The organism is Dactylosporangium sp. NBC_01737 (assembly GCF_035963215.1).
In the GTDB taxonomy this organism is placed as follows: domain Bacteria; phylum Actinomycetota; class Actinomycetes; order Mycobacteriales; family Micromonosporaceae; genus Dactylosporangium.
The window spans coordinates 8,844,290-8,857,242 of record NZ_CP109153.1; the positions used below are offsets into that span (position 1 = coordinate 8,844,290).

The window sequence follows — 12,953 nt, forward strand, 5'->3', positions numbered from 1 at the left end:
AGGGCCGGAGGCAGACGGTGGACAGGCGTGGCGGACCCGGACAGCGTATGGGGTGTCCGCAAGCCCACACTTGAGCGCCGTCACAACTGGCACCGCTGCGGCTCCGCAAACGCTAGCGTCCCTGGTGCCATGCGTAGACATGTCATGTGGGCGATCGGGCTCACCACGTACATCATTGCCGTGTTCCACCGGTCCTCGCTCGGGGTCGCCGGGGTCACCGCGGCGGACCGCTTCGGGGTCGGCACGTCACTGCTGGCGATCCTGTCCGTGGCGCAGCTCGCCGTGTACGCGGGCATGCAGATCCCGGTCGGGGTGCTGCTGGACCGGTTCGGGTCGCGCCGGATGCTGGTCGGCGGCGGGCTGCTCATGGTGGCCGGGCAGCTGCTGTTCGCCTACGCCGGCGACATCGGGCCCGCGATCGCGGCCCGGGTGCTCATCGGCGTCGGCGACGCGATGACGTTCATCAGCGTGCTGCGGGTCGTGGCGATGTGGTACCCGCCGCGCCGAAACCCGCTGATGGTGCAGCTCACCGGCATGGTCGGGCAGCTCGGCGCGCTGTCGTCGGCGGTGCCCCTCGTGGTGCTGCTGCGCGACGCGGGGTGGACGGCCACGTTCCTCGGCGCGGCCGTGCTCGGCGCCGCCGCGGTCGCCCTGGTCGCGCTGACCCTGAAGGACGCCCCGGCCCAGCAACAGGGCAAGACCGACAAAGCGCCCAAGGCGTTGAAGCGGTCCTGGGAGCACCCCGGGACCCGGCTCGGCCTGTGGACCCACTTCGCCGCGCAGTTCTCCGGCAGCGTGTTCGCGCTGCTGTGGGGGTTCCCGTTCCTGACGCAGGGGGAGGGTCTCGCCCCGGCGACCGCCGCCCTGCTGCTGTCGCTGCTGACCGTCGGCGGCATCGTCCTCGGCCCCGTCATCGGGCATTTCTGCGGGCGCCTGCCGTATCACCGCTCGACCCTGGTGCTCGGCATCGTGGCCGGTTCGGCCGTCGCGTGGGCCGTCGTGCTGCTGTGGCCGGGCCGGGCGCCCCTCGCGGTGCTGACCGGGTTGGTGCTGGTCCTCGCCGTGAACGGGCCCGGCTCGATGATCGGGTTCGACTACGCGCGGTCGTTCAACCCGGCGGCGCGGCTCGGCGGGGCGACCGGCATCGTCAACGTCGGCGGGTTCGCCGCGTCGATCGTCGTGATCGTCAGTATCGGCGTGCTGCTCGACCTGCAGACCCCGGCCGGCGCCGCCCACCCGTCGCTCGGTGCGTACAAGTGGGCGTTCGCCGTGCAGTACGTGCTGTGGGGCATCGGCGCGGCGCAGGTGTGGCGGTACCGCCGGACCACCCGGCGCAGCATGGCACCGGAGCACCTCGCCGCGATGCGCCGCGGCGAGGCGCTGCCCGCGCACGGTTAGGACCGCAGGGTCCGCCACAGGAACTCGAACGCCAGGGCCCACTTGAACGCCATCTGCGCGTTGTCGGCCGCGCCGCCGTGGCCGCCCTCGATGTTCTCGTAGTAGCTGACGTCGTGGCCGTGTTCACGCAGGCGCGCGACCATCTTGCGGGCGTGGCCGGGGTGCACCCGGTCGTCGCGGGTCGACGTGGTGATGAGCGTCGGCGGGTACGGCACGCCCTGCCGCACGTTCTGATACGGCGAGAACAGCTGCAGGTACGCCCAGTCGTCGGCGTCGTCCGGGTCGCCGTACTCCGCCATCCACGACGCCCCGGCGAGCAGCAGGTGGTAGCGGCGCATGTCCAGCAGCGGCACCGCGCACACGATCGCGCCGAACAGGTCGGGGTACCGGGTCAGCATGACGCCCATGAGCAGCCCGCCGTTGGAGCCGCCCTCGATGCCGAGCTGGGCGCGGGTGGTGATGCCCCGCTCGACCAGGTCCGCGGCGACCGCGGCGAAGTCCTCGTAGGCGCGCGGCCGCTTCTCCCGCAGCGCGGAGCGGTGCCACTGCGGGCCGTATTCGCCGCCCCCGCGGATGTTCGCGACCACGTACGTGCCGCCGCGGGCGAGCCAGCCACGGCCGATGATCGAGTTGTAGGACGGGACCCGCGACACCTCGAAGCCGCCGTACCCGCTCAGCAGCGTCGGCCCGGGCCCCGCTGCGGGGTTGCCGACCACGAAGTACGGCACCTGCGTACCGTCGGCGGAGGTGGCGAAGAACTGCCTGGTGGTGATCCCGTCGGCGGGGAAGTGGGCCGGGCCCTGCTTGAGCAGCACCGGCGGGTCGCCGCCGAGGACGCCGTGGCGCAGCGTCGGCGGCAGCGTGAAGCCGCTGGACAGCAGCAGGTACTGCTCGTCGGTGTCGGCGTTGGTGTCCCACACGTCGGTCTGGCCCAGCTCGAGGCCGCCCAGCACGGTGCGCTCCCAGCGCCCGTCGACGAACGACAGCATCTCCAGGCGGCTCTGCACGTCGGCGAGCAGGACCAGGATCAGCCCGTCGCGGGTCCAGTCGCTGTAGGACAGCGACGTGTGCGGGTCGGGCGTGAACAGGGTCGTGAGCTCGCGGCTACCGGCGAGGAACGCGGCGAGGTCGACGATGAGCAGCGACCCTGCGGGGTGGGTGGCGCCGCCGACGGCCCAGTCGGTGCGGACCCGGATGAGCAGCCAGTCGCGGTGCAGGTCGACGCCGGCGTCGTCGGGCACGTCCAGCTTGGTCAGGACGCCGTCGGCGAGCAGGTGCCGCTCGGCGTGGAAGAAGTCCAGCGACCGGCGGATCAGGGCCCGCTCGCCCGCTGCGGACGGGTCGCTGGACGCGCGGACGGAGACGTCCTCGGCCGTGCCCTCGAACACCACCGGCGCGTCCGGCACGGGGGTGCCGCGCCGCCACCGCCGGACCTGCCGCGGGTAGCCCGACGACGTCATGGAGCCCGGGCCGGTGTCGGTGCCGACGAAGATCTCGTCGATCGAGATCCAGCTCACGTCGCTCTTCGCCTCGGGCAGCGTGAAGCCGTCGTCCATGAACGCCTTGCGGTCCAGGTCGAACTCGCGCACCACGGCCGCGTCGGCGCCGCCGCGGGACAGCGACACCAGCGCGCGGTGGTCCCCGGCGAGCGGGCCGCGGCGCAGGTAGGTGGCGCCCTGCCACACCCAGTTCTCGTCCTCGGCGGCGGCCAGCGCGTCGAGGTCCAGGATCGTCTCCCACGCGGGCTCGTCCGACCGGTAGTCGGCAAGGGTGGTGCGCCGCCACAGGCCGCGCGGGTGGGTGGCGTCCTTCCACAGGTTGTAGACCCGTTCGCCGTGCCAGGCGATCATCGGGATGCGGTCGTCGGCGTCCAGCACGGTGCGGATCTCGTCGCGCAGCTCGGCGAAGCGGGCCTCGCCGGTGAGCGCGGCGACGGTCTCGGCGTTGCGGTCACGGACCCAGGCCATCGCGTCGGCGCCGTCGACCTCCTCGAGCCAGAGGTGGGCGTCCTCAGCGGTGATCGTGTCGGTCATCGGTTCAGTCTGACGGAACGGCGGCGGGCAGTGCCACGCGGACCGCCTGGATGCCGGCCTGTCCATCGGACCAGGTGCCGGCGAACGTCGCGGGGTCCACGGCCCTGCCCCACAGCCAGCCCTGCGCGAGCGGTACGCCCAGCGCCATCAGCACGTCACGCTGTGCCGGGGTCTCCACGCCCTCGGCGACGACCGCGAGATGCAGGGCGCTGCTCATCGCGACGACGGCCCGCACGATCTCCTCGTCCTCCGCGCTGGTGCCGAGGCCGTTGACGAACGACCGGTCGATCTTCACCCCGGTGACGGGGTGGCGGCGCAGGTAGCCCAGGGCGGAGAAGCCGGTGCCGAAGTCGTCGACGGAGATCCGCACGCCGAGGGCCCGCAGGTCCACGAGGACCCGCTCGGTCAGGTCGCTGCCCTCGACCATGACCGACTCGGTGATCTCCAGCACGAGGTTTTCCGCCGGTACGCCGGACTGGCGCAGCGTGGCGCCGAGCCGCTCCGCGAACACCGGGTCGCCGAGCTGGCGGGGCGAGACGTTGACCGACATCCAGAAGGTGTCATCGACCACACCGTCGGCGCGCCACCTGGCCAGCTGCGACACCGACTCGCGCAGCACCCAGGCGCCGAGCGCGGAGATCAGGTTGGAGTCCTCGGCGACCGCGATGAACATGTTGGGCCCGATCCAGCCGCGGACCGGGTGCTGCCAGCGGCACAGCGCTTCGGCGCCGGCGGGCCGCCCGGTGGTCATCGTGATGATCGGCTGGTAGGCGATGCTGAGCTGCTCCTGCGCGACGGCGGCGCGCAGCGCGACCTCGATCTCGACCCGCTCCCGGACCGCGTCGCGCATCGAGGCGTCGAAGACCGTCCACCGGTTGCGGCCGGACTCCTTCGCCCGGTACATGGCGGTGTCGGCGTCGCGCATGAGGGCGTCGGCCAGCCCTTCGGCCCGCTCGGCGCGCCCGCCGCCCTTCAGCGACTGCACGATGCCCATCGACGCGCCGATCACGACGTCGGCCGTGCCGCCCTCGGCGGTGACCACGACCAGCGGCCGCTCGACACACTCCATGATCCGCCGGGCGTTGGCCATGGCCTCGGGCTCGGTGCAGCGCTGCACGACGACGAACTCGTCGCCGCCGACCCGGGCGATCGTCGCCGCGGCCGGCAGGGCGTGCCGCAGCCGGGTGCCGACGTCGATGATGAGCTGGTCGCCGGCCGGGTGCCCCCACGAGTCGTTGACCAGCTTGAACCCGTCGAGGTCAAGGTAGAACATCCACACGTTCGCGCCGCGGTCGGGCCGCTCCTCGCTGAGCAGCCGCTCGACCATGATGCTCAGCATCCGGCGGTTGGGCAGGCCGGTGAGCGGGTCGTGGGTGGCCTGGTGCTCGAAGCGGCGCTGCGCGGCGGCGTGGCTCTGCACCGCGTCGGAGGCCCGCACCAGCAGCAGCACGACGATCGCGGCGCCGCCGAGGCCGAGCGCCCAGCGCTTCACCGGCGTCTCGGCGCCGAGCGTGACGGTCAGGACGAACGGCATCGCCACCGCCGGGCCGATCAGCAGCATCCGCGGCAGCGACCACGCCTGGATCGGTAGCGGCGTGGCCCGCGCGAGGGCCTTCGCGGTCGGGTGCAGCGCGGCGGCGCCGCCGAGGGTGAACGCCAGCAGGAACGGCAGCGCCATCAGCCGGGGCCCGGTCACGTCACCGTTGCGCCCGATGATCGCGTAGCCCAGGTCGCCGCAGAACACCAGCAGCATCATGGAGCCCATCAGCATGAACGACGGCTGCCGCACGGCGGTGGTGAACGCCAGGTTGGCCACCAGCAGCACGGTGACGGTGTCCAGCAGCGGATACAGCCCGGCGATCACGGTGACGATCCCCGGCCGGCCGGGGATCGACGCGGTCGGCAGCACGAACAGCAGCGTCGAGGCGAGCGCCGCGCCGATGCACACGATGAGCCCGTCGAGCAGCGCGTGCCGGTCCATGCCCCACCGGCTCTGGAACGTGACCAGCGCCGCGATGAAGAACCCGAAGCCGCAGACGGTGAACGCGTCGCCGATCTGCGCGATCGGCGCCGGCTGCTCGACCAGCATGGCCCGCACGATGATCCCGACGAGGAAGAACGACGCGGCCGCCGTCATCAGCCGCCACGGCCGGCGCGGCCGCACGCCGTGCAGGCGCGGCCCGAACGCCCAGGCCAGCACGCATACGCCACCGATCACCGCCGAGGCCAGGTCGGCCGCGACATTCACGGCGAACAGGACGGTGCAGATGGCGCCGAGCGCGAGGAACGCCAGCCAGAGCCGGTCGCGGCGCAGGCTCACCCGGCCACCTCCAGCCTTCTCGTCGTGCGCATCCTATCGGCGGCACCGAGTGCTGGTTGAGGTCTTTGCGGCTGGGCGCGCCGCACCGGACGGACCGCACAGCGTCGGCCGTCCGGTGCGGCGCCGGGTCAGGACAGGTCGCGCAGAGCGTCCTCGATGCCGCGGTGGAACGTCGGATAGGCGTAGATCATGTGGCGCAGCGTCTCGACCGGGACCTCGGCGTGCACCGCGACCGCGAGCGCGGACAGGACCTCGCCGCCGACGGGGCCGGCCGAGGTGGCGCCGACGAGGACGCCGCGGTCGGCGTCCTCGACGAGCTTGATGAAGCCCTCGTTGCCGGCCTTGTGGATCCAGCCTCGCGACGACGACGGGACCTGGCCCGTGCCGACCCGCACCCGCAGCCCGCCGGCGCGGGCCTGCGCCTCGGTGAGGCCGACGGCGCCGATCTCCGGGTCGGTGAACGTCACCCTCGGTGTCGCCCGGTAGTCGGCGGGCGGGCCGTCCTGGCCGAGGATGTCGCGCACCGCGATGCCCGCCTGGTACATCGCCATGTGGGTGAACGCGCCGTGGCCGGTGACGTCGCCGACGGCCCAGACGCCCTCGCCGGCGCGCATGCGGTCGTCGACGGTGATGCCGCGGGCCGCCGGGTCCAGGCCGAGCCGGTCGATGCCGAGCCTGGACAGGTCGGCCTTGCGCCCGGTCGCGACCAGGAGCTTCTCGGCGGTGACCGTCCCGCCGTCGGACAGGGTCATCGTGAATCCGGCCGCGTCGTGGCGCACCGAGGACGCCTTGACCCCGACGTGCACGGTGACGCCGTCCCGGGTCAGCGCCTCGCGGGCCAGGTCGGACGACTCCGGCTCCTCCAGGGCGACGAGCCGGTCGAGGGCCTCCACGACCGTGACGGCGACGCCGAAGCGGGCGAAGACCTGGGCGAGCTCCACGCCGATCGCGCCGCCGCCGAGCACGACCAGAGACGCGGGGAGGGTCTCGGCCTCGATCGCCTCCCGGTTCGTCCACAGCGGGGTGCCGGCGAGCCCGTCGATCGGGGGGACCGCCGGCTCGGTGCCGGTGCCCAGGACGATCCCGCGGGTCGCCCGAAAAACTCTGGGCGCCCGGTCGCCGACGGTGACCTCACCCGGCGCGGTGATCGTGGCCCAGCCGCGCACGAACGTGGCACCCTTGCCGACCAGGCGGTCGACGGCGACCTTGTCGTCCCAGGAATCGGTGGCCTCCTCGCGGATGCGCCTGGCGACCGGCGCCCAGTCGGCGCGCACGTCGGCGGCGCCAGCCAACTGCGGCACCCGGCGCGCCTCGGCGAGGGCGTTGCCGGCCCGGATCATCATCTTGCTCGGCACGCAGCCCCAGTAGGGGCACTCGCCGCCGACGAGCCTGCCCTCCACGCCGACCACGCTGAGACCCGCCTCGGCGAGGCGCCCGGCGACCTCCTCGCCGCCGACACCCAGCCCGACCACCACCACGTCCACGGTTTCCGCCATGGCGCAACCCTATGGCCTGCCGGCGCCCGCAACCGTTACAGACCGCGAATGCGCGCGGAGGCTAGCGGTCGCGGTGGCGGGACGCGCGGACGCCGAGGATGCCCAGCACGCCGACCGCGGTGCCGAAGGCCAGCGACACGGCGATCAGCCCGACGTGGATCCAGAAGAACGCCGAACCGTGCGCGACCGTCCACGACCGGTCGTCGTCCCAGATCGCCAGCAGGAACCGCGGCCAGATCAGCCAGCTCCACACGGCGACCGCGATCAGCAGCAGGGACCAGCGCCGGGACAACACCACCGGCGCAGTATGCCAGCGCCCGGTGTCAGGCGATCGGGGTGATGGCCGGCAGGGGGGATTACAGCAGGTCAGAAAGCCTGTCGGGTGTTCGGCGCATTCTGGTCACCGGCTCGTGACTTTCGGTGTATGACCCCGGATCGTGGTGATTCGAACGCACGGAGTGAGTGCGTTCGTGCTCCATGGATGGGGAGATGCGGATGATGAAGCCGATGACGGGCCGTCGTCGACTGCGCGCTGGCGCGTCGGGACTTGTTGCCGTCGCGACGTCGTTGGGGTTGCTCGCGTTCGGTGGTCCTGCTGCCGCCGTGACCAGCCCCGAGCCCACCGGCGGCAGCGGCCGCCCAGGTGGTGGCTGGTCTGCCGACGAATGGCCGGCGGGTGCCGGCACCACGCTCAAGAGCGTGCGGTCGATCATCAAGGCCGACAGCGGCGCCGCGGCGTCGCTGACCGGTCAGGGTGTCGGTATCGCGCTGATCGACACGGGGGTCGCTCCGGTCGCCGGGTTGCCGGCCGCCCAGCTCGTCAACGGCCCGGACCTGTCGTTCGAGTCGCAGTCCGGGCAGCTGCGCTACCTGGACACGTTCGGCCACGGCACGCACATGGCCGGCATCATGGTCGGCAACGACACGGCGTCCGGCACGAACGGGCTGGCGCCCAAGGCGAAGGTGACCTCCGTCAAGGTCGGCACGGCCACCGGCGCGAACGACGTGTCGCAGATGATCGCCGCGATCGACTGGGTGGTGCAGAACCGCAACCACGACCCGTCGAGCCCGATCCGGGTGCTCAACCTGTCCTACGGCACCAGCGGCATGTCGGCCTCCACGGTCGACCCGCTGATGTTCGCCGTCGAGCAGGCCTGGCAGGCAGGCATCGTGGTCGTCGTCGCCGCAGGCAACGACGGCAGCACGACCACCGCCCTGACCAACCCGGCCATGGACCCGTTCGTCGTCGCCGTCGGCGCGTCCACGACCAACAACACCATCGCGACCACGGACGACGACCTGGCCACGTACACCAACAACTCCAACGCGGCCCGCAAGGTCGACCTGCTGGCACCCGGCACGTCCATCGTGTCGCTGCGCGACCCGGGCTCCAACGTCGACCAGCAGTACCCGACGGCCCGCGTCGGCGACACCGGCTTCAAGGGCAGCGGCACGTCGCAGGCCGCGGCCGTCACCGCCTCCGCGGTGGCGCTGCTGCTGCAGCAGCGGCCGTCGCTGACCCCCGACCAGGTCAAGAAGCTCCTGGTGTCCGGCGCGACGACGCTGACCACCGGCACCGCCGGGCAGAAGGGCATGAAGGAGCTCAACGTCGCCGCGACCGTGGCGCTGGCGACCCCGTCGGCCACGCAGACCACCGCGAAGGGCACCGGCACCGGCTCGCTGGAAACCACCCGCGGCGGCAACCACCTGTCGTTCAACGGGATCGAGCTCAGCGGCGAGCAGTCGATCTTCGGCCCGTTCAACGGCACCGCCTGGGCCAGCCTCGCCGGGCAGAAGACCAGCTGGAACGGCGGCATGTGGATGGGCTACCGGCTGGCCGGGGACACCTGGACCGGCGCCGGCGGCACGGGCGGCACGGGACAGATCACCGGCTACGCCGGCAAGTGCGTCGACGTGCAGAACCGGCAGAACATCAACGGCACGCCGATCCAGCTGTACGACTGCAACAACACCCCGGCGCAGTACTGGGTGCTCGCCGCCGACGGCAGCGCGCAGGCCCTGGGCAAGTGCCTGGACGTCACCGCCGCCGGCACGGCCAACGGCACCAAGGTCCAGCTGTTCGACTGCAACGGCACGCCGGCCCAGCAGTGGCGGGTCAACACCGCCCGCCAGCTGGTGAACGTCAACGCGAGCAAGTGCCTCGACGTGGACGGCTGGAACACCGCGAACGGCACCCAGCTGCAGATCTGGGACTGCCTCGACCAGGACAACCAGCGCTGGGTCCCGCCGTCGACGTCGCGGACCTGGGCCGCCGCCTCGTGGCAGGGCACGCCCTGGACCGGCACCGGCTCGTGGAGCGACCCGGAGTGGTCCGAGCAGTACTGGACCGGCCACTACTGGTCCGGGCACTACTGGAGCGGGCACTACTGGTCCGCCGACGACTGGTCGACGTCCAGCTGGTCGTAACGCTTCAACCGGCACCGCACAGGCGGGGCGCCCTCACCCACGAGGGCGCCCCGTCGCTGTGTGCTCAGGCCAGGACGGCGTCGGACAGCACCGGCCACACCTGCGCGGACCACTCGCCGAAGTCGCGGTCGGTGAGGCACGCGCAGGCGAGGCCCGCGACCGGGTCGACCCACAGGAACGTGCCGCTGCGCCCGAAGTGGCCGAACGTCGCCGGCGAGTTGCGCGAACCCGTCCAGTGCGGCGACTTCCCGTCCCGGATCTCGAAGCCCAGACCCCAGTCGTTCGGGTCCTGACGGCCGAAGCCCGGCAGTACCCCCGAGACACCGGCGAACTGCACGGTGACGGCCTCCGGCATCAGCTCGGGGACCAGGCTCGGGTCCAGCAGCTCCTGGCCGAGCAGGGCCAGGTCCGACAGCGGACCGCGGGCCCCGGCGGCCGGCGAGCCCTCCAGGGTGGTGCCGCCCATGCCGAGCGGGCGCAGCACCGACTCGGTCAGCAGCTCCGCGAACGTGCCGCCGGTGCGCGTGAGGACGAAGTCGGCGAGGAGCTCGAACCCGCGGTTGGAGTAGATCCGCTTCCGCCCCGGCGCCGCCACCTGCGTGTCGTCGTCGAACGCGACCCCGGACGTGTGCGCGAGCAGGTGCCGCACCGTCGCACCCTCCGGCCCGGCCGGCTCGTCGAGCGTGACGTCACCCTTGTCGACCGCGACGAGCACCGTCAGCGCCGTCAGCAGCTTCGTGACCGACGCCCACGGCAGCGGATCGTCCGGGCCGGTGCGGTCGCGGACCCCTTCGGGACCCACGACCGCGACCGACGCGGTCTTGACTGGCCAGGTGCTGACGAGATCCAGGGCGCTGCTCACGCCCTCGAACCTACGGCAGGGCGTTGAGGAACGGTTCCTGGGTGTTCATGAACTCCCAGTTGTAGTAGCGGTCCCAGTTGATCGACCAGGTCATGAGCCCGCGGAAGGCCGGCGAGGTGCCGCCGCGCAAGGTGTACGACCCGCAGCCGCTGCCCTTCACGAGACAGTTGACGGCGGCCTGGACGACGGCCGGTGCGACGTAGCCGTTGCCCGCGCTGACCGCGGCCGGCACGCCGAACGCGATCTGGTCGGCGCGCAGCCCCGGGAACGTCTGGCCGGTGTTCGCGACCGGGAAGCCGGCCTTGAGCATGTCCGTCATCGCGATGTGGAACGTGGCGTCGCCCATCTGGTGGTACTGGTTGTCCAGCCCCGTGATCGGACCCGAGTTGTAGTCCTGGACGTGCAGCACCGTGAGCGAGTCCCGCAGCGCGTGGATGACCGGCAGGTAGGACCCGGCCCGGTTGTCCCCGGCGCTGGTGCCGCCGTAGAACTGGTAGCCGAGCTGCACGAAGAACGTCTCCGGCGCCATCGTGAGCACGAACTTGGTGCCGTACTTCGCCTTGAGCGACTTGAGCGCGGCGATCAGGTTCACCACCACCGGCGTCGTCGGATTGCGGAAGTCGCTGTCGCCGGCGTTGAGGTACAGCGAGTGCCCCTCGAAGTCGATGTCAAGCCCGTCGAGCCCCCACCGGTCGATGATCGCGCTGACGGAGTTGACGAACGCGTCCCGGGCCGCGGTGGTGGTGAGCTGCACCTGGCCGTTCTGCCCGCCGATGGAGATCAGGACCTTCTTGCCCTGGGCCTGCTTGGCCTTGATCGCGGCGAGGAAGTCCGCGTCGGACTCGACGTTCGGACACTCGGCGGCGGGGCAGCGGTTGAACCGGATGTCACCTGACGTGACCGACGTCGGCTCACCGAACGACAGGTTGATGATGTCCCACGCGGCGGGGATGTCGGCCACCCGGATGTAGCCGGAGCCGTTGGCGAAGCTGGCGTGCAGATAGCCGATGAGCGCGTGCTTCGGCAGGCCGGTCACCGGCGGCTGGCTGGTGCTCGGGCTGGGACTGGTGCTGGGACTCCTGCTGGGGCTGGCGCTCGGGCTCGCGCTCGCCGACCGGCTCGGCGACGGCGACGCGGTCGTGGGCGACGCGGTCGGCTGCCCGCCTGGCCCGTCGAGGGAGACGTCGTCGGCGTTGTAGGCGCCGGTGCCGTACCACCCGTGCAGGTACACCTGGACCGACGTCTGCCCGGCGGCGGTCGTGAACGGGACGGTGAGCTTGCTGTACGCGGTCCCGCTGGTCCAGGTGGAGGCGCCGCCGGTGATGCCGAGGTACACGTAGGAGCCGCGGACCCATCCGGTGAGCGTGTACGCGGTGCTCGGCTGGACCGCCACCGTCTGCGTGCACTGGGCGGTGTCGGAGGCGGTGGCGTTGCCGTTGAGTGCGTAGGAGCCGGAGTGCACGGGGCTGGTCACGGCCCCGGACCCGCTGCCGGTGCAGGACCACCCGGACAGCGACCCGCTCTCGAATCCAGGATTGGTCAACAGGTTGGCGGCGTAGGCGTTCGTCGTTACGAGCAGGCCGGTCACCAGCAGGATCCCGGCGCCGAGGATGAGCGCGATGCGCTTCATGGGGGTGAACCTCCATCGACGGTGCTCGCCATTATTAAGTTTATTAACAGTTCTTGTCCAGTCCTCGCTTCGGGCGGCTGGCGCAGTCACCAGCTTCGGCGGCTGCCGCCGCGGCGGCCGGGGGGTTCCCACCCCGGAGCCCCCCATGCTCGCTGCGCTCGCACGCCCTGCGCTGCGCGCGGCCGCAACACGCGCGGGCGCGCCGCAACCGAAGGATCCCGGCTTGAGGTGTTCGAGCCTCACGGTAGGTCTGACGTTCGATCCGAGCAGTGAGACCGTTCATCCCGCCGCCGCGAGTCGTGCGCTGCGCGCCGACGGGTCGAAGTCGTCTTGTGGCCGTGCGAGCGACCAGCCCGCGCCGTTGATCACGGCAGGGCGGCGTGCTGCGGTGCTGGGGTGTTCTTGCCGGTGGGTGCGTGTTCGGGTCGCTGAGCGTGCGCCGGCTGCGGGGTCCGGCCCGCCGATGATTGGTGTTTGCCAGCGTCGGGTGTTGCCGTGGCCCGCGGGCGGGCGCTGGACGATCTTGCGGCCGTGATCGAAGGACGGCGGTGGTCGTCCCGGTGGCCAGGGGCGTCCTTCGATCAAGCGGGGTGGGGGAAGGTCGCTGTCTGGGGCGTGGTACCCACCGGTCCGGTCATCGACGGCCGGGACTTCGCAGCGGTCCTGGAGGCGCCGGCACCGGCCGGTTCGGCGCCACCGCCGATGACAAGCCGTTCACAGATCGAAGGCGCGGGCTGGCCGCCCGGACGGACGGCCCGCGGCGTTGATCACGGCGCAGCGGCGAGGT

Annotated in this window: 8 protein-coding genes; 2 read left to right on the forward strand and 6 right to left on the reverse strand. The window is 72.0% G+C overall.

The annotated features are described in order from the left end of the window. The first annotated feature begins 129 nt into the window (after positions 1 to 129). Complete coding sequence (locus tag OHA72_RS40210; protein ID WP_327001322.1) at positions 130 to 1,398, forward strand: MFS transporter; 1,269 nt, start codon at positions 130 to 132, stop codon at positions 1,396 to 1,398. On the opposite strand, the gene OHA72_RS40215 is transcribed toward OHA72_RS40210, so the two are convergent. From OHA72_RS40215 to OHA72_RS40230, 4 genes are all read right to left on the reverse strand, one after another. Continuing rightward, complete coding sequence (locus OHA72_RS40215; RefSeq protein WP_327001323.1) at positions 1,395 to 3,431, reverse strand: prolyl oligopeptidase family serine peptidase; 2,037 nt, start codon at positions 3,429 to 3,431, stop codon at positions 1,395 to 1,397. The two genes, OHA72_RS40210 and OHA72_RS40215, sit on opposite strands and share 4 nt — an antisense overlap. A 4-nt stretch (positions 3,432 to 3,435) precedes the next feature. Continuing rightward, on the reverse strand, positions 3,436 to 5,751 hold the full coding sequence (locus OHA72_RS40220) for a putative bifunctional diguanylate cyclase/phosphodiesterase (RefSeq protein ID WP_327001324.1): 2,316 nt from the start codon (positions 5,749 to 5,751) through the stop codon (positions 3,436 to 3,438). 128 nt (positions 5,752 to 5,879) lie between these two features. After that, positions 5,880 to 7,247, reverse strand: coding sequence for a dihydrolipoyl dehydrogenase family protein (locus tag OHA72_RS40225; RefSeq protein WP_327001325.1), 1,368 nt, complete (start codon positions 7,245 to 7,247; stop codon positions 5,880 to 5,882). A gap of 61 nt (positions 7,248 to 7,308) precedes the next feature. After that, positions 7,309 to 7,545, reverse strand: coding sequence for an SCO4848 family membrane protein (locus OHA72_RS40230; protein WP_327001326.1), 237 nt, complete (start codon positions 7,543 to 7,545; stop codon positions 7,309 to 7,311). A gap of 305 nt (positions 7,546 to 7,850) precedes the next feature. Between OHA72_RS40230 and OHA72_RS40235 the strand changes: the two genes are divergently transcribed. Then, positions 7,851 to 9,674: a S8 family serine peptidase gene (locus tag OHA72_RS40235; RefSeq protein ID WP_327001327.1), complete on the forward strand. Its 1,824-nt coding sequence runs from the start codon at positions 7,851 to 7,853 to the stop codon at positions 9,672 to 9,674. Between the two features lie 64 nt (positions 9,675 to 9,738). On the opposite strand, the gene OHA72_RS40240 is transcribed toward OHA72_RS40235, so the two are convergent. After that, complete coding sequence (locus OHA72_RS40240; protein ID WP_327001328.1) at positions 9,739 to 10,536, reverse strand: serine hydrolase domain-containing protein; 798 nt, start codon at positions 10,534 to 10,536, stop codon at positions 9,739 to 9,741. A gap of 10 nt (positions 10,537 to 10,546) precedes the next feature. Then, a complete protein-coding gene (locus tag OHA72_RS40245) occupies positions 10,547 to 12,166 on the reverse strand; it encodes a chitinase (RefSeq protein WP_327001329.1) in 1,620 nt (539 codons plus the stop codon). Positions 12,167 to 12,953 lie beyond the last annotated feature (787 nt).

Excerpts from the sequence above, each read along its gene's own strand:
- OHA72_RS40210 (WP_327001322.1), top strand. The coding sequence starts at position 130 with ATGCGTAGACATGTCATGTGGGCGATCGGGCTCACCACGTACATCATT.
- OHA72_RS40215 (WP_327001323.1), bottom strand. The coding sequence starts at position 3,431 with ATGACCGACACGATCACCGCTGAGGACGCCCACCTCTGGCTCGAGGAG.
- OHA72_RS40225 (WP_327001325.1), bottom strand. The coding sequence starts at position 7,247 with ATGGCGGAAACCGTGGACGTGGTGGTGGTCGGGCTGGGTGTCGGCGGC.
- OHA72_RS40245 (WP_327001329.1), bottom strand. The coding sequence starts at position 12,166 with ATGAAGCGCATCGCGCTCATCCTCGGCGCCGGGATCCTGCTGGTGACC.